Below are 23,228 nucleotides of genomic sequence, written 5' to 3' on the forward strand. Positions count from 1 at the left end.
TATATTAATATATTACTCGGACTAATAAATAAGATCAATTCCTATTATTCCTTCCAAAATTATATCCTAGCCCCAGCCTCAATCCTATAGACCCAATCACTTCAGCAGGATGTGTTTTGATATTCGACGTAACAGGATTGGTTCTCATAATATGGGCCGTAGCTGCGACAAAAACAGAAATCTTTCTGTAAGTAGCGTCTAGTCTGTATATAGCTGAACCACCATATCCTATAATTCCATAATTTGAAACAATCGGCTTAAAATCAAATACTTCACTTGGATTATCAGATCTTGGCATTCCCAGCTCTAATCCTGCTGCAAAAGAGAAGTTCGTCGTTATAGATAATTTACCAGAACTTATGACATTGACATTATTTAGCCCAATACTTGCCTGAAAGGCTGTAGGCGCTTCAAATCCGAATCCATCTTCATTTCTGAATTTTTCTTTAAACCAGGTCGCCCCTATTTGTAAATCCGATCTTTCTCCACCTATTCTAATCTGCATTTGGATAAATGAATTAGGTTCATCAATTTTAGGGAATCCTCCATTATTTGAAGTATCACTATTATAATAGGTTTTTCCACCTAAGATCCCAAGAACAGTGGTAGATCTACTTTCTCCCCAAGGTCCGCCTGAGTCTCCAATTCTGATACTGAATCCTGGGGTTTTAGGCTTATTAAAGTCACATCCGCAATCATTTCTAGGTATTCTGAAGCCTCCTTTCCCCGGATCTTCTCCCTCCATTCCTGTAGGGTCTATAAAATTTACCGGGTTGTTGAATGTATATGCATATGGACTCCAACCAGGATATTTTTCAGTCATCGGGTCTACTCCATACCAAATACTCAGCCTAGGGTTATAATATCTTGCTCCATAATAGTATAGTCCGGTTTCTTCGTCTAATTCTTTGGCATTGAATTTATATGGATTATCATACACTCCGGTCATCTGCTCTGCCATTGTTTCACCGAATGGTAAATTTAAGAAAAACTGAGTTGCTTTCATATTTTCATTGGTAACAAATGTAGCAGTTCCTAAGTGATCTCCATGCAAGTAATACACTCCTTTTTCCTGTTGTGGACCTTTAGCCAATTCTGTTCTCATTTCGCTAAAGTCGATACCTGCTTTTTTCAGATATAATTTTAAATCTGCCCCTTTATCCTGCTCTTTGGACGGGTTTCCTACATCAGAAGTACTCATCTGCTGTCTCATCACAGAAAAATCATAATCCATAATTCGGCTAGCCACCCTCTCAGCACCCAAATAATAATGTTTCGTCAACATATTATTTGAATTTTGTACATGATAGCTGTTAGGATATACCTTATATTCACTTACATAAATGGTTCCTGCATCCATTACCTGTCCGTTCTGGTATAACTGCGCACCTTGTTCGAGATTAGATTTGATCACTCTTTCTCCTTTATCATCATATACATAATATTGGAAAATGCCTTGACTTTCTCTATTTACAGCTTTCAAACGATCCTGTTCATCCCAGAACATATGATCTATCTCTCCATCTTTATCATGATAGGTCACATTACCATTATCATCATATCCAAATTTTTCATATCCTCCATTACTTAGATTTTGGATATTTCTTACTTTATGAGTGTCAGGAACATAATCATAAACATTATCATATGTATTAAGATCGTTTGCAGCTCCATTTTGGCCATGCTGTTGTACTTTTTCTACAATTCCTCCCGCTTTATTATACTTCATTGTCATCTCAAAATTAGAAGAAGTAACAGCAAAAGGAGCGTGAGGATCTCCGTCAAAGTTTCCTCCGGCAGTGGAAATTCTGTTCAAATTGTCATAAGAATAATTAAACATATATTTACCTCCCATCTGATTGTACGGGCCAGCAGAATTTTCAAGCTGTGTAATATTACCAACATAATCGTATGAATAGGCATTTCTCAACAGCTCTGTACCACCAATATCAGTAAGACGATGTCCCTCTAGTTTTCTATCAGCCGGTGTATAAGTAAATTCTGATTTCGTATTGTTTCCAAACTCAATAGAGGCTCTTTGTTCATACTCGTCATATTTAATTCTTTTAACATATTCGTAGCCTTCTCTATTATATATTCGTTTAATATTTCCTCCAAAATCATAGTCATACCACACCTGTTCTCCATCAGCATAGGTAAGATTTACCATTCTGTTCCAGCTATCATATTCAAATTGGGTTTTAAATTGCATCGTCGGAATACCATATCCTGAAACCGTTTTAGTTTCTGCAATAACTTCACCCATATTTCCGTATTCATATTCTTTTTTTCCGGAATTATCGGATTGATAAATAAGTTTACCTGTATTATTTCCAGAACCGGGATCACCATATTTATAAGTTACATTAGATGGATTCTCATTTCCTGATTGTAAATCCGGGAATCTGATTTCGGAAATCCTGTTGTAATTGTAAGTATATGAAATATAATGCTGGGTAGGACTATTGTTATCCATATTAGAAGTAGACATCTTGATAAGATTTCCAACATTATCATACTGGTAATAATTTCTTCCTCGGTCGGGATGATCCACTTGCTTTCTTCTACCGGCAAGATCATAAGAATACAATGTTTTAATTCCTTCAGGATCTGTAGAATTGATAAGCTCTCCAATGGTATTATAATACATTAGTGTGGTCTGTACCTGTCCATTCAGGTAATTATTTACCTGCATTGTTTTTCCTTCTGCTGTTTTAAATGTTTCTACTTTAAGCGGAGTACTTAAATTTTGGAAAACTTCCAACGTACTCTTTAACATATTGTTTTCTATAGAATAGGTCGTAGTAGCCGTATGGAATAGACCGTCTACCGTAACTGCTACTCTATCTTTCACATCGCGTTGTACGGAAGAATAATAATTCGAAATAGCACTCATATTTAATATTTTATTTGAGTGATTTGGATCATTAGGCGCGTACTTATCTTCAGACATCGGATGGTATTTAGAGATTTCTCTTCCAAGAATATCATAAATAGATCTTCCCGATACAGACATTTTCTCTGCTCCATTCATTTCTATATCCTTTTTAGTTTGTACTACTTTCCCCCAACCATCAGCAAAAGTAATTGTTTCTATAGGATTAGACGGATCCTGAGGATTATAGTTCTGAGTTGTAGCTATATAATGATTACTAATGTATCCTATATTAAGGTTAGGTGTAGGGAATACGTTGTAAGAATACTTAACAGTATATGGGGCTCCAACTTCTCTTTCTTTTGGAGCTAATATTTGGGTAATACGCCCTTTATAATCATATTGATACTCGGTAGAATTACCGGAAACATCAGTACTTTGCAGTATCACATCAAATTTCGGATCATATTCTGCAGATGATAAATACCCTAAAACATCCTCTGTACTAGTGACATATTTATGGGTATCACTATCATATTCATACTTTAAACTATAATTTTGGCCATTCGCATCTGTAGGGTATATTACGCCTGTCAGGTTTCCAAAAGAATCATAAGCAAATTTAGTAGTTGCATATTCAGAATTATCAAGCTTTGTAGTTATTTCAGTGATTTGTCCTGTATTAGGGTCAGCATCCGCAAGCCTCTCACGAATCGGATCTGTGGTAGAGAGCGCCGGATATACTCTAATAGCACTTGGAACATTAAGAATGTTATTAGGATTGGCAAAGTCATGGTACTCAATCATTGAATTATATGTAGTAGAAGGGCTGAAATGCATATATCTGATAGGAAGTCCTTTGTCATTATATACTAAACTTTCTGCCACCTGTATACTTCCACCATTTTCAATGTTTTTACTTCTGGTAATCTCGAGTAGTGCTATTGCCATTTTTCTACCTTCTTTCCCTCCTGTATCATAGGTTTCAGAAAGAGGATGGTCCAAATCAATTACGGTATTGTTATTTTTAAATTTATAAAGAGTATAATTATATTCTGTTGATGAATTGAGCGTACTTGTTCCTGTATAAGTTTCAGCTTTTTTCAATTTACCATTTAAGAAATAATTTTTATTATGATAGTAATCTACGTGTGATCTGTATACATTATTACTATACCACATATCATTAGTTGTTACTTTCCCAAATCCAAAAAACTCACGTTCACGACGATCATATTTTCCATCTTCATATTTAAATGTTTTAACGATATCCTTATTATTTGTAGAAGACAAATAAGTTGGAGAAAAAATATCAGGATTTATAATTCTGTATTCTTTCATTACTAATCTTCCATGGGCATCGTTGTAAGTTGGTTTTGTAAATTCATAATCCAGACTAAATACGCTCAATGGAGCTTTATCCTGGAAATTGATCACTTTTTTAAGCTTATTGGTTCTTCCAACGGTTGAATAGTTTACGACAAATCCATCAGTTTTAGAAACGACCAAATCCGGGTAGCCATCTCCGTTCATATCTTTAAAAGTCTTATCTACTTCAGCAATTGAAAGTCCCATGCTTCCAGATACCTGACCTCCTATTTTTAGATAGATCAATGGAATTGGTGGAAATGGCCACCATACAATCGGGAATGTATAATAATATCCTGCTCCTACAGAAATCCCTCCTCTGTATGTTTTAGATTCGTTATTATAATCTACTCCGCCTCCATTTCTGAAAAGTTCAACAGCATCAGCGAATCTATTTCCTAAATTATATTTCACATATGTACTGGAACTTCCAATAATTAAAATATCCGATAATCCGTCACCATTGATATCTTCAAAAGTCGTTTTGGATGAACCTAGCGCTGCCGATGCATTAGCACTTACACTTACCACAAGGCCACTCATCCCTCCGAAGTCAAAACCTCCGCCTAAACCAACTGATCCGACAGGACCGGATGCATACGTCTCTGCGTTTTTATAGCCATAACCATCATCAAGACGATATCCCAAGTTAAGGAAGTATTTCATATTGTTTGAACCTCCTCCGGTTACCCTATCTGCCAGTCCGTCTCCGTTAATATCCATCCAGTAAGATTCTCCTGAATCTTTAGAATCATAGTTTACAGATGCTTGTCCTGACCATGATGCAGAAGTTTCGATACCACTATTCATTCCTACGTTAGGTGTATAAGAATACATGTTGGTATTACTTCTTACTTCTCCATTTCTGGATGAAGCTCCTGTCTGAATAAAGGTTGCAGCTGAGTACTGAGGTGATAATGATTTGGAATAACTATCTGTATTTGCTAAGTAAGCATTTACAAAAGGATTTCGTAAACCACCATGTCCTCCGGTAGAATTGGTTAACTGTATAGCATCTTTGTATACCGCATCAGGATATCCATCTCCATTCATATCCAAAAAGTCCTGTAATGCAATATTACCATCTCCTACTAACACAGAGCTCGCATTCTGAATTCCAAAATTGAATAAACTTCCACTTAGTGTATTTGTTCTCGATTTACTGTAATATTTTTTATTGATAGAAAACATTTTAGTATCCACATTTCCCTGAAGAAGTAATGTATCCGGTAAATCAGGATTCGCGGTCTGCGGATTAAAGAAGCCACTAGCTGCTTCATTGTCTTTGAACGAATCTGCCATTGCATATTGCTCAGGGCCTACACCAATCCACTTTTCAGTATAGGTAATTACTTGATTCTCTCTATCTCCTGTTACTTGTTTATAAACAGTAGGATTCATTACGGTTACCGGTTTAGGCCCGAAGTTAGCCGGATTTTGATAAAATCCTGTATTACTGATTTGTTGAGCAATACATTGTGCTGTTTCATCCTGTGTTGCAAGATTATTACACATCGGGAAATTAAGATTTACCGGTACGCTTACTTCCTGCATGGATGAAAGATTGATCAAACGTCCATAATTATCTGAAGGGGTAGCCGGATTCAGCATAAAACCATCAGCATTTCCACTAGGAACTACATCAGCATATTCATTATAAAGGAACTGGCTCCAGTTATGATAAAACTGCCCTATATTTTCCGATGCAGATGAGTTGATAGAGGTATGCTTGACAGAAGTCCACAATGTATTTCCTCCATAATAAATATCAAAAGGTTTATTCTGGAATAAATTACTATACGCTTTATAAAAGTCATAGTCTGCCTTTGTATTACAATATACCTGGACATTGATTTCATCTACAAATATGCTAACACTAGATAAATCTCCTGTATGAAAAGGTACAGAAGAAATACCATTAACCGTCTGATTAGTCAGCATGTCTACCTCAAGCACATTCCCCGAGTTATTAATCGGAGCAATCATTCTTCTTTTTGCTAATACAGTTCCGTTCTTTTTAATAATATAAGAAAAGCTACCTGTAGGAAGCCCTGAGTTGGCAGGAACGTTTTTATTAATGCTAATTTTATAAGTATAGGTACCAGTTGGAGCTCCTGTCAGCTGTCTGATATTAATCACCGGGCTAAACTCGGTAATAACATTAGATGGATACCCCGCCACAGCAGTATAATTTTGATGATTCCCTGAAGTTGGATAGTAATCTACATTAATCCTGTTCCAATTGTTATCCTTAAAGGAAGTATGGGAATCTGATTCTACTACAAAATTAATAGTTCCAGGAACCTCATTTTGAGCAAAAGGCACTGTTGTCACATTCGCTATACCTGAATTTAACGGAACCGTATCAAACGGAACATCACTTTTAGGATACGTTTTTGAATAGATAACATTTGGAGTAGTAGAATTCGCAGTAGTCTTAACTATTTTAAAGGTAATATCATCCTGTGTATTTGGAAAAGTAATTTTTGGAACTACAATATCTACGTTACCCGGAGTATCAATTGAAATTGGTTTTGTATGATTATTCAAAAAGAAATCATTAGGATATGACATAAAGCTAGGCATATAACCATCCTGATAAAGCTTCCTCATAGTACCTCTTGGAATATTCGAATAGGAAATAACAGGATTTGATAACACTTTAAAACTATAGTTATCATTTTTATGCAATCTTATAAATACTTTATCTCCTGACTGCACATATAATTGATTTGGGCTATTAACAGCTAAATGATCTATATTAGACGGAGGAAGAGATTGTATTTGAGAATAATAGGTATTATAATTAGTAATTAATATATTCTCTAAAGGCATTCCTCTTGTAAATTCTTTTAAAAAGATCCTTGCTGTTTTATCAGGACTTGTTGGATTCTTAATCTCTACTGAGTATTGTGCTTTTGCATTAGGAACATCTTCTACCTGTACATTATCTTGGACAAAAATATATCCATCCATCGGAGCTACCCAGACCTTAACCACATCATTTTTAGAAATCTCCTGCCAGGTTCCTTCTAATGGTGAATTATGTTGTGTCATAGTATCCGCCACAATCACCATATTTTCAGTGTTATCGCTATACTGTGTCATTTCAACATTACCGTTCGTCGGGTTGACTCTACCAAATAATACCTGACCATCCTGAGCCACATCCATAATTCCATCGGAGTTAGCATCCAGGATAAAAGATGAGGTTTCACTTTTACTGGTCGCCCACATCTGTGAAAAATTAAAACCAATGCCAAATACATTTATACCGGCATCATATCCTATGTTCTGGGTTTTAGTTTTGGTAAGTGAGAAGTTACTATTCAGGTACTGAATTTTTCTTTCCGGACCGAAACTGATATTTCCACTGGCAAAATTTCCGGACCGAAGATACAACCCACTGCTTGGTCTCCTATAAATCAAATCAGGAATTCCATCGCCATCAAAATCCATCAATTCCTGTGCTTTTTTAGCCTCAGCCTCAGAGTGACCTAAATTAAAAGAAGCCATCACATGCCCATACGATCTGGTAGGTCCTGGAAGAAGGAAATCCAGTCCTACACCAGGGACTCTTCCGTTGATGCCCCATTCAAAGGTATTATTGGCTGCAATTTTAGAAGGCTTCAGGAAACTTGGCAATATAGGAAAGGCATCACCACCCCCTGCTCCATTGATGTCTACTGAATTTCCAAAATTAACAGGTCCGCTATTGGGATTACTTTTGATATCGTCATAATATTCAAAATCAAACTCCTCTGTTAATAAGTTGCTATATGAATTGTCATGAGAATCATCTGTGTGTCTTACACTGCTTAATAATGTCTTGAAAAACTGTCCTTGTTTATAGGCAAAACTATAAGTTCTTATCAGTTGGCCATCATATTTAACATAGATTTTAGAAAGTGTATAAGGTTCAACCTCTTTCACGCCTCTTTTAGCTGTGATGCTAATATCCTGTCTGCTGATTCTGTTTTCTTTTTCAAATTCAATCGTATAATATTTAAGGTCTTGTCTTGCTGCTTCTGCTTTTGTATACGAAATTTTACTAATATGAAAATATCGCCCACCATTCAGGTTTTCATTTTCAGCAGTAAGCCCTTGTATTGTTAAGTTATCATATTCATATTCAATATAATTCTTAAAAACATCTCGTTCTCTCCATACTCCCCAGTGAACAATATTATTGTCTTTATCTCTTATTACAGTATTCTCTATAACACCGGATTCATTACCTCCATAGTACATTTTTGCTCCATCAATACCGGTAACAACCCATCTATAGTCCTTAGTAGTGGTACCATATCGTTCAATTTTTGAAAAATTATGATTTTTTCTAAGGAAGAATGTTTTTTTATTATTAACTAATAGTGTATCTCTTTTTTGCTTTCTGGTAGTAAATATATCACTGGTCTCACTAATATTATTATGTCTGTGAGGCAGATAATTCCCATCATACACCAACATTTCTCCATTCAATGAATACAATTCTGTTTCTGTTTGTGGATCAAAACTTGGGGCACCCCAACGAACATCAAGACTTATGGATGCTACTCCACTGATATCCCATCCTTCTCCCATCCAACCGTTAGCTTTATTACTATCATAAGAAACGTTGATATTAGGCTGCAATCCTTTTCTTCCCGACGGTATAACGATAGGATATGAAACATTTGCTGATCCTTTTTGATTGGCAGACGGAGGAGAAATAAAGTTTCTTGCCGCAGAAGGATTACCAACTTTCAACCCGCTTATTCCGGTAGGATTAGAAGCATTTAATTGTGGGGATTCCGGTACCGAAATAACTCCATTGATGTAATCCGTATCTCCATCAGTCTCTACAGTTACCATTTTAGTTTCTGTATTAACTATTGACGTGGGATCTGCTACCCATTTTCTTGTAGCATAATTGAAGTAAAAAGCTTTAATTTCTTTAGCAGATCTTACTCCTAACTTCTTCTCATCATAAGGAAATGAGAATTTCACCTTTTTAGTTAAATTTCCTGATTTAGTATCTAAACGATATGCATTGGAATTTACCGTAAGATTTTTAATATCTCCGGAAATAGCAGGATAATCTTTTCTCCTTAATTTTACAATCTCAAGCTGCCCCATTTCTACCACTGAATTCTTCTCGATATGTAAAGTGGCCTCCTCATATTTTTCGTTGTACTCCGAATCTTTTGATACATTTATTGTGAAAGGCGTAAATTTAGTTTCATTTAAAATTTTAAACGATGGAACATTTTGAGAAATCGGATATTGCATTGTTCCTCCAGAAGAAGAAACCGATACAAATCCTCTCTTCTTATCTTCTTCCGACAACTTAATAACCGTTTCAAACTCTCCTTTTGTCGCTACTACCGACTGGCCGTTGATATTCACTGCCTGGGATCCCAAGCGACTATCTGCTCCTTTTACATAAAGCTGATCTTCTGAAAGAAGCGTCGAAATACCGGTTTGAGGATTAAAGTTCTTTTCAAATACAATTTTTACATTTTTAACCCTGTATTTGATCCCGTTTAATGAGGAAGTAAAAAGAATTGTGTTTTTCCCCTGTTGTAACGAAGCTAAACTGATCTCTTCTTTTTGTGAGCTCCATGTATTCCCGGGAATGATAATATCTCCTCCAAATGCAGCATTTTTATTGATAGATCTAGAGACGGATTTATAGGATTCGAGTCCAAAAAGATCATATTCCAAATACGCTGACATATTTTGATTTTTAATCTCCGGAAGCTGTATAGTAAAAAAATTATCTGCAACATCATCCGATTCGTCTTCAGAAAATTCACCAATAACCCCATTTTTCTCTGTTGATTCAAAAACATTGATCGGATTTTTAGCAGAAACAGATGTTATTGTATTGAACTCTTTACCTGGGATATTACTGTTACTTTCAATAGGATCAATACTTCCCGAAAGTTTCTCCAGCATTGGTGTTGGATGATCCGATCGAACAGATAAAAAGGATTCTTTATTATTGTCATCTTGATGATAAATATACTTTTTCATCAACTCGAGTTTGAAAGCTCTTACCTTCTGTCTATCCTCTTTCGTAAAACTGGCAAAAGTAAATACGGAAGCAAAGAATAACAGGGTAAGAAGATACTTTCTTCTCAACCTAGTTTTTAATTTGATTCTCATGGAAATAGTATTAGTTAATCAACAACCACTTTAAAAGCTTTAATTAGTTTTTTATTTTGAGTAAGTACTATCAGATATACCCCTTCTATTTTGAGTGAATTCTGATATACATTTGCTTTTTGATCTATTTTGTCGGTAGAAAGAATTCTTCCGCCTCCGTCGTAAATAGAAATCTCCAAGGCTTCTGTTGGTGGGAATTTTACCGTAAAGGTATTATTCATTTTAACAGGATTCGGATACAGCATATATTGTAAATCTGAAGTAGCATCACCCGGTCCTTTTGTACGAACAGGATCAATAACCTGATCTTTTTCAACAGCCTTTTCCCCAGTAGTATTGGTTGCAAAAGTGAAAATAGCAGATTTTTTGTCTTCAGGAAATGCGACTCCGGAATATTCTATCATATCATCTTTTACTACCCCTGCAATTTTTTGAAAAGATCCATCTTCATTTTTTATCATCAGCCAATAATTCAATTTTGCATTATCCGGATTCATCAGGTTTTTTCCAATCTGCAACACATAACCCTTTTTGGGGATTGTATTCCCAATAAAATTGATCTCCCAATTTCTTTTCAACATTCTTAGGTTATCTTTCTCTTCAAAACTGAGATCTTTATTATCATCAGACCAAATTGCAAACACATAATTATCTAATGGAGAAGCATTTTCGAAATTGGTTCTGGAAATTTTTTCTCGTCCGATACTTACAATTTTATCTTCCTGATTGCTGGATTGTTTTTGATAAAGCTCATTCGCATCATCTCTGCCTATCCCGGTTGGCCTGCTTTTAAAATCTTTATGCTTTTCAGGATCCCATATCACATCTCCTTTGCTATTGAAATATTTTACCCCTTCTAAAGAGATTCCATATTTTATAGAAAGATAGGAATGAATTTTTTCAAGATCATTTTTTTTAAGCTTTCTGGGAACGAAAATAGCCTCGTATAAATTTTTATCATCAAGGCCTATGTTCAGGCTTTCTTTATTGGTATTCGAATTTTGCCTTGGGCCTACGTAAGAAAAAATACTGGGTTTTTTCTTGAGTTCGATAGATTTATCACTGCCCTTATTTTTGAAAGAATTGTTATTCAGCTCTGCAATAATATCCTTATTGTACCATATATTCTCATTTTCATTAGAATTATGTACCACAATCAAAGACTGAGCTTCATTTCTACCATAGGTGATAGGACCTGCAAAATGTTGTCTTATATTGCAATTAAAATTGAGTAAGGTTCTATCATCACATTTTTCTGTATCTCGCGATGATTCGGCCTTTGCTTTTTTCCAGACCTTATTTTTTTGATCCAGAATTTGTGCGTTACCATAAGATATACTCAAGTAAAATATCAGGCAACAACACATCTTTAAACGGTGTTGGTTTCTCATGTTTTATTTAGGTTATTAGTTTTTAATAATAAGCCAAATTAATAAAAATCACGAAACAACAATAACAAAATATTAAAAAAAGTTAAAATATATTGAAAATATCAATAAAAAAACATGATTAAGTAACATTTATAACATTTTTCAAATATTAGAGATTTATTATAAAAACAAAAAAACCGGCCTATTGATCTAGCAATGGCCGGGTATAAAAAGATATTACTTTTTAATTATTTTACTGGTTTAATAGAAATTGCGAATCCACCACTTCTTACCATTTTGAAATTAATTTTTGACTTGCTGGTAATCTCTTTTTTGTAAATGTTATAGCTTTGAGGATTATCTATATAGTCCGCATCTTTTCCATCTTCATAGATCGTTGCTTCATATTTTTTACCTTTATCCAGGAATGAAAAATCTACCGTATACTCTCGTTTGTTTTCGTCCGTAATTCCTCCTACAAACCAGTTTTCAGTACCTTTTGCTTTTCTGGCAGTAATTACATAATCTCCCGGCTCTGCGGATAAGATTTTTGTATCATCCCAATCTGCAGCTACATCTTTGATAAACTGGAAAGCATCCATATGCTTTTTGTAGTTCTCAGGAAGATCTGCTGCCATTTGAAGAGGCATATACATCGTTACATATAATGCAAGCTGCTTAGCTAAAGTAGTTTTTACAAAACGTGTATCACCAGGGAAATAATAGTCTAATTTCGTTTGGAAAATCCCCGGTGTATAATCCATTGAACCTCCCATCCATCTTGTAAACGGAAGTACCGTCTGATGATCCGGTTTATTTCCACCAAATGCTTCGTATTCTGTTCCACGAGCTGCCTCTGCAGAAATATAGTTTGGATAAGTACGGCTTTCTCCTGTAGGACGTACGGATTCGTGAGAATTAATCATGATTTTATAGTCGTTGGCTTTTTCAGCAATTCTATAATAATGGTTAATTGTCCATTGAGAATAATGGTGCTCTCCTCTAGGAATAATATCACCTACATAGCCTGTTTTCACCGCATCATAACCATATTTATTCATGGTCTGGAAAGCTTTATCTGCCCATCTTTCATAGTTGGTTGCAGAACCTGAGGTTTCATGGTGCATGATTAGCTTAATTCCTTTTGAATGCGCATATTCATTCAACATTTTGATATCAAAATCCGGGTAAGGAGTAACGAAATCAAAGACAAATTCTTTAGAGTTTCCAAACCAGTCTTCCCAACCGATATTCCAACCTTCGATCAACAGACCCTGAAATCCGTTTTCAGCTGCAAAATCAATATATTCTTTTACTTTTGTATTGTTTGCTGCGTGTTTTCCGTTCGGACTAAGCTTTGTGAAATCGGTTACCCCCAAATGAACATTTTCAGCTGTAGAATAAGCCCATTGTGATTTTCCAATAATCATTTCCCACCATACACCCATATATTTTGTAGGGTGAATATAAGAAGTATCAGTATATTTCGTAGGTTCATTAAGATTAAAAATCATTTTAGAATCTATTACCTCTTCTGCTTTCGGAGCCACGATAATGGTTCTCCAAGGAGTGACTGATGGAGTCTGGATATAACCTTTTGCACCTTGTCTGTCAGCTGTTAAATGCGTTTTGAATTTAAAATTCTGCGCATCAACCTCAAGATGTGAAGCCGGATAGTCCAATACTGCTGCTTCAGCAACGTTGATATATAAAGGAGCTTTACCTTCTTTTTTTAGCATTAATGGAGATTGAACTGCATTTTTCACCAAAGTCTGAGTAACATTAGCGTCATATGCTTTATCCCATCTTGCAGGAATTTCAGAAATTTTAGTTTCCTGATACTGATATTCCTGAGAATCATAATCTGCTACGATCCACCAAGCTTTCATATCTGTAGGGAAATCGATTTCAGAATCTTCTTCTCTGATGACAAAATAATTGAGATTTTTCTGTTGTGGGAATTCATATCTAAATCCTAACCCATCATTGAACAATCTGAACTTCACGACAATACTCCTATCTGTAGAAGCCTGATTCAGTGTTACCGCCAATTCATTGTAGTGATTGATATAGTTTTTCTTTTCTCCTAAAACCGGTTGCCAGGTTTCATTTTTAGAGTCTCTTTTTTCATCCACTTTGGCAAAACCGCTATTCAAATCGAATTTTGCATCTTCCGGTTTAGCAATTTCAGAAGCGAACTTGACTGCTCTGTCTTTAAATAATCTTAATCCTAGTTTAGAATCTTCAACCACTACTGCTCCATTATATTTCAGGTTATAGTAGGGTACTCCTTCTTTCAATTGGAAGTTCATTTCAAACTTTCCATCCGGAGATTTTAAGGATTGTGCTTTTACGCCTGCAAACATCATTGAGAGCAAAAGGGCTCCCACTGTAATTTTCTTCATAATGACTATTTATTAACTTTAATAAAAGAAAACACTGCTTAGAGCAGTGCTTTACTCTTTATAAATTTTATATTGTATTAATACCCCGGATTTTGTACCAGGTTAGGATTAGCAATAAGATCTCTTGTCGGAATCGGGAAAAGGTTTCTATAACTTTCCACCGCTTTTCCGTCTTTCACATTTCCTTTCCATGGCCACAAATAAGCTCCTGTTGTGTATTTCCCAAATCTGATAAGGTCTGACCTTCTTGTCATTTCCCACGATAATTCTCTTGCTCTTTCATCCAGGATAAAATCCAGGTTAATAGAAGCAATATTACCACTTGTATTTCCATAAGCTCGCTCTCTAAGTTGGTTAATATAGCCAATTGCAGTAGCCTGATTTCCACCAGCACCTCCTCTAAGAACAGCTTCCGCATACATGAGATAAATGTCCGCTAAACGATATAACGGAATATCAGCTTCCACCCAGTTATTGTGAGCACCGGGAGATCCATTACTTTTAATATTTTTATACTTTATAAATGCATATCCATCAGTAAAAGAAGCAAGATCATTAATTTCCAGATTCTGTCCCTGAGTAAAGAATCTTCCTCTTTTATCACTACCGTTAGCCGGGAATAATCCTACAAATGATTTAGTGGCTCTCAGACCATACCAACCACCATTGATTCCGTAATCTGCCGCTTTCATATCACCTCCAACAGCAGCGTGTACCATATAGGTAGTACCACCGTTAGTTTGAGTATTGATCCCGTCAAAATTTACACTTAAAATCTGTTCAGGATTACTAATGTTGTTATCTGCTAAAAACAGGTCTTCATATTTTGGTTTTAAAGAATATCCTGCACCAATAATTTTATTACAATAAGTGATACAATCCGTATTTCTTTGGGTTCCTGTATATACTTCAGCATTAAGATATAACCTTGCCAACAGAGCCCAAGCAGCTGCTTTATCAGCCCTTCCATATTCATTGGTTCGAGGATCTTTTAACTGATCTACGATAGCTAAAAGCTCGGATTCAATATAATTAAATAAGGCTTTTCTTTCTATTCTTGCAGGCGGGATTGTTACTGCCGGAGAATAAGATTCATCCACAAAAGGAACATTCCCAAACATATCTATAGCATGCAAATAAGACTGAGCTCTTAGAAAACGAGCTTCTGCCCTCATTAATTTCGCCTGAGTAAGGTTGTCGCCGGTAATATTGTTTGTGCCAAGCTTTTCATCTGTAACATTTCTCAAAAATTCATTACAGTAAGCAATTTCAGTATATACTCTATAATACATTGCTGCAATAAATTCATTGGAGGCATCCCAGGTCATCTTATGCATCGTATGCAGGTTTCCGTCATTCCAGCCAATCACAGCTTCATCTGTAGTTACTACGTTAAGAGTATACAATAACCTTGTATATTGAGAAAAACCACCATTAATTCCATTGATATCACTATCAGGCTGGTCTCCATCACCGCTAATCTGTCCCCCCATAGCAAGACCTCCATAGAGTTTTGCCAATACATTTTTGTAGTTGGAGAAGTCTTTGTATATATTGTTACCAATTTGATCTGTGATAGGTTCTCTTTCCAAATCCTTCAAACAAGAGGTTGCTGTTGTTAAAAGAAATGCAGCTGAAATTGGTAATACTATATTTTTAAGTTTGATCTTATTAAGTCTCATCTTACTTCTTATTTAAAATTGAAAGTTAAAGCCTATAGAGTAAATTCTAGGCATCTGATAATATCCATTGTCTATCCCGCCATATACTTCAGGATCCAAACCTGAATATTTAGAGATTACAAAAACATTTTGTGCCATGCCATATACTTTCAGGTTGCTTCCTTTTGAGAAAATTTCCCCGAAATTATATCCGATATTAATATTATCCAATCTGAAAAAGGATGCATTTTCTACATAAATATCGGATCTGTATTGGAAGTCCGAGAACTTATAATCTGCTGCCGAAGAGAATACATTCTGTAGATATTCGTTAGTGGAAGCAGACTTCAAAGAACTGTTGGATGCGGCATTATTATATACATAATTACCTAATACAGCTCTTGCACTTAATGCAAAATCCCAGTTTTTATGCGATAATTTGGTGGAAAAACCTAAAATAGCATCCGGTGTGGTAGATTTGTAATAATACATATCTTTTGTATTGATTACACCATCTCCGTTTCTATCTACATAACCACCGTTGATAGGATTTCCATTGGCATCATATGCCTGCTGATAAACCCAGAACGAATTAGGTGCGTATCCTACAGCATGAGCCTGAATTCTGTTTCCTGAACCTCCTTCGATTCCTCCCACTTCCATATTAAAGGATTCTCCTCCTCTGTCTTTCAATTTCGTAATGATCGGTTTGTAGTGAGTTGCGTTAAAGCTTAGTTCCCATGTTGTATTTTCATTTTTAACAGGTATTACGGTGATACTTCCTTCAATCCCTTCGTTCTTCATATCACCAATATTCTGCCAGCTTGCGTTACTTAAACCTCCCGCAGGTTCATCTGCAAATACCAACAAATCTTTGGTGTCTTTTCTAAAAAGGTCGATAGATCCTGTTACTCTGTTTTTAGCAAAACCAAAATCCAATCCTATATTTTTGGTAACCGTAGTTTCCCATGTAAGGTTCGGATTGAAGTTAGCCGGACGGAACATATAATAATACTCGTTACCAAACTGATAATAAGCTCCCGGATTACTTGGGTTATAAGCACCAAGTGCCGGATAATTATTTGGTTTATTACCATTTATTCCCAACGCAGGTAATTCCTGTTGACCTGTTTTCCCCCATCCTGCTCTCAGTTTTAAGGTGCTAATCGCTGAAATGTTTTTAATGAAACTTTCTTCATTAAGTTTCCAGGCCAAAGATACTCCCGGAAATACTCCCCATACATTATCTCTTGTCAGGTTATAGAATCTTGAAGAACCGTCTCTACGGATAGATCCGGAAATAACGTATTTATTGGCAATGGTAAAGATGGCTCTACCATAGAAAGAAATTAATGTATTTCGGCTTTCAAAATCAACATCTTTTGTGTTATTACCAATTCCTCTGTAGGTAATAGCACCCGGAATTATAATATTGAAATCCTGATATGAATATCCTGCTGTAAGATCTACTCCTGTATTAATAGCAGAAATATTTTTGGTGTAATTAAAATAAGTTTCCAACAACTTATTTTTCTTTTCCATAGAATAGAAGTTCTCACTTCCTTTATCTTCGTAGCCTATTCTATATCTCGCGTCTTTTACTTTATGACCGTCACTTTTGGTATAATCATATCCTGCATTCACATTAAAATGTAAATCCGGAAGAAAATGAAACTTATAATCCAATTGAATATTTCCCAGACCTCTGGTCACAGAAGAAACATCTCTTAAACCATCTATCATTCCCAGTGGATTTGAAGTGGCATTCACGTTATAACCGTTAGGAGAGTTTGCATCCAGCCATTCATAATAACCTCCGTATTTAGAGTTTCCTGAATATACAGGTTGTGTAGGATCAAAATAAGTAGCAGCTTTTATCACTCCACCATCAACAAATCTATTGTCTGTAAAAGTACCTTTTGCGTTTACATTCACTGATAAATGGTTGTCAAAGAACTTTGGATTCAAATTCAATCCCACAGAAGTTCTTCTGAATGAATTTGATCTTACAATACCATTCTGTTCGTTATATCCGATCGATAGACGATAAGGCAGTGCTTTAATTCCTCCTGAGAAAGCAACATTATTATCTGTTCCCCAAGCCGTTTGATAAATAAGATCCTGCCAATTGGTATTCGCCATTCCAAGTTTCTTTCTGTAGTTTTCAGATGCGTTTGCATTCACAAAACTTCTGAACTCGTCTGCATTGAGTACATCTACATTTCCCATTTTCGTAGAAAGTGAAGTTACGGTAGAGAAATTAACCTTGAATCTTCCGGCACTTCCTTTTTTGGTAGTAATCAAAATAACTCCGTTAGAAGCCCTGTTTCCATAGATTGCAGTGGCTGAAGCATCTTTTAATATATCAAATGTTTCAATATCATTAGGGTTGATTAATGACAATGGATCTGATACTCCATTTACTCCTACAAAATCCTGAGGCACCCCATCAATAACGATTAAAGGTGAGTTTTCTCCTCCTAGAGAAGATGTTCCCCTGATTCGGATTTTAGTACCGGATCCCGGAGCTCCACTGTTATTCGTAATCTGCACTCCGGGTGTTTTACCTTGGATCAGCTGCCCGGCAGAAGTAGCCCCACCATTGAAGTCTTTTGCCGTTACAGATGTAATAGAACCTGTAAGATCAGATTTTTTCTGTTTCCCATACCCGATCAATACAACCTCATCAATTTTCTTCTCCTTGGTAGTAGAATCCTTTGTTTGCGCATGCATTATTGTACTGGCCAATAAAAAAGCGGGCGCAACTTTTAATACCGTTGTAAAATTCTTCACAATCTTATTTTTAATATAGTTTCGTTTTGTTCATTTTTTCTGACATGAAGCCAGTTTCGCAATTTATAAAAAAAATAGAATTATTATAATTTTAATATAAATTAAGATAAAATTATGTATATTACGAAACCTATTAAGGTTAAATATTTAAAGTTCAATCACTTGTTGTATACTATGCGAAACATACTATATATTTGCCTTTAACATAAAGTTAAACAAATGTTTAACTTTATTTCATGTTAAGCCTATAAAAATTCATTATAAATCATAATAACTCCACAAATAGCGGTATTCAAGAGATAATCCTTATCTTTGCAGTCAAAACTTTACTATAAATGTCAAACAGAAAGATGATTACGGCAGCTTTGCCTTATGCAAACGGTCCGGTTCATATAGGACATTTGGCAGGTGTTTATATTCCTGCGGATGTTTACGCAAGATTTCAGAGAAGATTAGGAAAAGATGTAGCATTTATCTGTGGTTCGGATGAACATGGGATTCCTATTACCATAAGAGCAAAAAAAGAAGGAGTAACTCCTCAGGATATCGTTGATAAATATCACGGAATCATTAAAAAATCTTTTTCCGACTTAGGAATTTCATTCGATGAATATTCAAGAACAACCTCTAAGAACCATTATGAAACCAGCCAGGATTTTTTCAAGGTTTTATATGAAAAAGGAAAATTTACGGAAGAAGTTTCTGAACAATATTTTGATGAACAAGCTGGAGAGTTCCTTGCTGACCGATATATTGTAGGAACTTGCCCAAACTGTGGTAACGAAAATGCTTATGGGGATCAATGTGAGAAGTGTGGTTCTACCCTATCTCCTTCAGAATTGATCAATCCAAAATCGATGCTAAGTGGAAATGTTCCTATTCTTAAAGAAACAAAAAACTGGTATCTTTCTTTAAACGAGTACGAAGATTTCTTGAATGAATGGATTATTGAAGGTCACAAAGATGATTGGAAACCTAATGTTTACGGACAAGTTAAATCTTGGCTTAATGATGGGTTGAAACCACGTGCCATGACCAGAGATTTGAACTGGGGAGTTCCAGTTCCACTTCCAAATGCAGAAGGAAAAGTTCTTTATGTATGGTTTGATGCCCCGATCGGATATATTTCTTTTACGAAAGAATGGGCAGAGAAGAACGGAAAAAACTGGAAAGATTACTGGCAAAGTGAAGACAGTGACCTGGTACACTTTATCGGAAAAGATAATATTGTATTCCACTGTATTATTTTCCCATCGATGATGAAAGCGCACGGAGACTATATCATGCCTAAAAATGTTCCTGCATTTGAATTTCTGAACCTTGAAAATGATAAGATCTCAACCTCAAGAAACTGGGCAGTATGGGCACATGAATATGTTGAGGACTTCCCGGGTCAACAGGATGTTTTAAGATATGCTCTTCTTTCTTCCGCTCCGGAAACCAAAGATAACAACTTTACATGGAAGGATTTCCAGACGAAGAATAATTCTGAGTTGGTAAATAAATTTGGAAACTTTATCAATAGAGTTATCTCTTTTACAAATAAAAACTTCGAAGGGAAAGTTCCAAACGGTACTTTAGATGAAGAAAGTAGAACAGCTATCAAAACTGCAATAGATAAGGTTAGTAATCATTTAGAAAAATATGAATTCAGAAATGCTTTGAATTCATTTATGGAACTTGTTGATTATGGGAATTTATATCTACAGAATGCAGCACCTTGGAACTCAATAAAAACTAATCCAGCTGAAGCTGGACAGACAATGTTTGTTGGTGCTCAAATAGCTGCGGTTGTTGCTCAATTATGTGAACCTTTTATGCCATTCTCTGCTGAGAAGCTATTTGAATATTTTAATATTGAGAAAAAGAATTGGTTTGATTTACAAAATTCTGAAATACAAATTGAAGCAGGGCACAAAATTGAAAATGCTCCGTTGCTATTTAACAAGATTGAAGACAACGTTATTGAAGCACAGATTCAAAAACTGGAAGATACAAAACAAAACAATAAAAAAACAAACCCTAACGCAAACCCTATGAAAGAAGAGATCACTTTTGATGATTTTACTAAAATAGACCTTAGAACAGCAACGATTTTAGAAGCTGAAAAAGTTGAAAAAGCAGATAAATTATTAAAACTTACTGTAGATACAGGAGTAGATGTAAGAACTGTTGTTTCAGGAATTGCAGAAAGCTTCACCCCTGAAGAAGTTATTGGTAAGCAAGTAATGATTTTATTAAATCTTGCACCAAGAAAAATCAGAGGAATTGAATCTCAGGGAATGTTATTATTAACGACTAAACCAGACGGAAAATTATCTTTCGTAACACCGGACGACAACAATGTTGAAAACGGTATTGAGATTGGATAATGACATTATTTTCCCAATTAAATAAAATGGCTGCTTCTTAGGAAGTGGCCATTTCTTTTGGAAATAAAACAATGCTATTTGTGAAAACATTGGTATCTTAAGCATCTTCCTTCCCCAATTATAAAACATTTATCATCATCTTTGTTATCCCTCAAGGATTCAGACAGCAATATTCACAGTCCTGTTATTTAATCTAAAGTATGATAAGAATTATGCAAATAGCCTGTCAGCCGTCGAGATCCTTTCAGGACGACAACTATCCGGCAATATCAAAAGTATTCATGAAAATATAAGCTAAATCTGTGTTAAAGTTATAAGTATATAAAATACCATTACAATATCATTCGATAGAGAAGTTTAGCCAATTCTACTAATATTACATTCTACAATCACTTTTTATTCTATATTTGCCCGCATAATTTATGGTAAGCAAAAACGTATTAAGGAAACTCTCCGACTCAGAATTAGAAAAATATTTAAAAGAAGGTAATCGGTTTGTTCCGGAGGCTGTTCAAATGGCTTTTGAAATTCTGGAAGAAAGAGGACGTATATTCGCAGAACAGGAAAAAACAGCTATTCAACAATTAATTCAACGTAAAGAAGAGGCCGAAGAAACAAAACTAACAGAAGAGCGGGAACTCTGGAAAGATCATATTACAGAAGATCCTGAAGCTGTCAAGCTGTATTCGCGAACGACGATTTTTATAAGCAGTATTTTATTCAGCATCATTCCGGGAGCCATATTACTCTCTCTGAATTTAATAAAATTAAAGAAATATTTTGCAGCCATCCTTACGTTATTATTTGGCACCTTGTTTTTCTTTGTTCAAAGGTTTGTGCTTTTATCCGGTTTTAATATCGATACCTCATCAAGATACAGCCCCGGAATCGGTATTATCGCTATCGGTGCTTTAAGCCTTATTGTTATCTGGGTAGTTGCCATTCCGAAGAAACTTCCATATAGAGCGGCTTCTTATATTTTCCCAATTATTTTATGCTTAGGGACTACCCTGCTTATATTCATATATTTTCAGGAATGGTTTGCTTATTTTCCATTGACAAAAATTATCTATATGTTCAGATATTATTCAGGAAGATGATATGATATGATATGATATGATATAAGATAATATTATATAACCCGTTGTGCATTTTGATATTAAATGTCAGTTCAGAATAAAACAGTTTTGAAGTCGGGAGCTGGAAGCTGGGAGTAATGAAGGTTATAAAGAATAGCGATTCATATTTTTCATCGATCTTGAGGCAAAAATTAATGATATAATACACTGTTGGTCTTTACAACTGAAAGTAACTTCCAGCTTCCAACCCATTTACCATAAAAATTGGATATTATTGAAATCATGATAAAATAGTTACTCTTATTACTTTGTAGATTTTTGATAAAGATACATTTTATAATATCTCTGCAAATAATCATAAATCACCATTTCAAATATTCTTTGGTTAGAAACAAAAAGCCTATTGATATTCATATGAAAAATACTTTGGAAAAAATCCTGCAAAGGCATTCCCAAGGATTTATTTTCATGATGATGGATTATATTTTGTAAAACCAAACTGTTTTCCTCAATATTGGAAATAATACAATTTCTCTCATCAGAAAATTCGTTGGTTTCAAGAAATTTCTGATATTTTGGTTTAAACTCCCGATACTTTTTATCTAATTGAGAATTGAGCTTTTTATCTGCATTAAACTCTTGCTTAAAAGCATCATTGAAATCTTTAATCCAATCTAGTTTTTCCTGAATAGAGAGGTGAATTTTATTCAAAATTGCATCAATGCAAAAAAGAGAAAAAATGATTTTTTCTTCATCATCATAATGTAGACATTGTAAAGTGAACTCACTGTTTTTCCAAAATAAGTTTTCAGCTTCTTCAATGGTATTCGCACCATAGCGTTCAATTTCTCTATTATAAGTATCGAATATAATATTTGAAACTTCTCCGCTTTCTATATATTCTTGTAAAACATCATTAATCCTATCGAATATTTTGCTATAATCGCAAGTATTATTTAGCCTAAACCTTATCCTCAAATGAGGTTTAGGATCATAGTAACGAATAAAAAACCATTTTAAAATAAAACCATTTTCTTGAAAAAATTCTATCAAAGGTTGTACTCCTTCTTCTAAAATAAGATCAGCAGTCTTTACACCTGTATAGATTTTAAGGTAAAGCCATTCACTTCCCAGACTCAATTTTCTTTTTACCAT

At 35.0% G+C, this 23,228-nt stretch carries 8 protein-coding genes; 2 read left to right on the forward strand and 6 right to left on the reverse strand.

Annotation, left to right across the window (positions count from 1 at the left end; all coding sequences use genetic code 11):
- Positions 1 to 34 precede the first annotated feature (34 nt).
- The 5 genes from CW752_RS14110 to CW752_RS14130 all read right to left on the reverse strand — a co-directional run bounded on the left by CW752_RS14110 (position 35) and on the right by CW752_RS14130 (position 18,622).
- Positions 35 to 10,393, reverse strand: coding sequence for an RHS repeat-associated core domain-containing protein (locus tag CW752_RS14110; protein WP_101240342.1), 10,359 nt, complete (start codon positions 10,391 to 10,393; stop codon positions 35 to 37).
- Positions 10,394 to 10,407: 14 nt separating this feature from the next.
- Entirely contained in the window at positions 10,408 to 11,784 is a 1,377-nt protein-coding gene (locus CW752_RS14115) for a T9SS type A sorting domain-containing protein (RefSeq protein WP_101240343.1), read from the reverse strand.
- Between the two features lie 227 nt (positions 11,785 to 12,011).
- Positions 12,012 to 14,168 (reverse strand): glycoside hydrolase family 97 protein, encoded by a 2,157-nt coding sequence (locus CW752_RS14120; RefSeq protein WP_101240344.1) that lies wholly within the window; start codon positions 14,166 to 14,168, stop codon positions 12,012 to 12,014.
- Between the two features lie 77 nt (positions 14,169 to 14,245).
- Positions 14,246 to 15,850 (reverse strand): RagB/SusD family nutrient uptake outer membrane protein, encoded by a 1,605-nt coding sequence (locus CW752_RS14125; protein WP_101240345.1) that lies wholly within the window; start codon positions 15,848 to 15,850, stop codon positions 14,246 to 14,248.
- A gap of 12 nt (positions 15,851 to 15,862) precedes the next feature.
- Complete coding sequence (locus CW752_RS14130; RefSeq protein ID WP_101240346.1) at positions 15,863 to 18,622, reverse strand: SusC/RagA family TonB-linked outer membrane protein; 2,760 nt, start codon at positions 18,620 to 18,622, stop codon at positions 15,863 to 15,865.
- Between the two features lie 335 nt (positions 18,623 to 18,957).
- Between CW752_RS14130 and metG the strand changes: the two genes are divergently transcribed.
- Both metG and CW752_RS14140 read left to right on the forward strand, forming a co-directional pair.
- Entirely contained in the window at positions 18,958 to 20,994 is a 2,037-nt protein-coding gene (metG, locus tag CW752_RS14135; RefSeq protein WP_101240347.1) for a methionine--tRNA ligase, read from the forward strand.
- 422 nt (positions 20,995 to 21,416) lie between these two features.
- The gene (locus tag CW752_RS14140) at positions 21,417 to 22,094 is read left to right on the forward strand and encodes a hypothetical protein (RefSeq protein ID WP_101240348.1); all 678 of its coding nucleotides are present in this window, start codon (positions 21,417 to 21,419) and stop codon (positions 22,092 to 22,094) included.
- Positions 22,095 to 22,376: 282 nt separating this feature from the next.
- Here the strand turns inward: CW752_RS14140 and CW752_RS14145 are convergent, their stop codons facing one another.
- Positions 22,377 to 23,228 (reverse strand): thiopeptide-type bacteriocin biosynthesis protein, encoded by an 852-nt coding sequence (locus CW752_RS14145; RefSeq protein ID WP_228401783.1) that lies wholly within the window; start codon positions 23,226 to 23,228, stop codon positions 22,377 to 22,379.

Origin of the sequence: Chryseobacterium sp. PMSZPI (assembly GCF_002835665.1) — a bacterium.
Classification (GTDB): Bacteria; Bacteroidota; Bacteroidia; order Flavobacteriales; family Weeksellaceae; genus Chryseobacterium.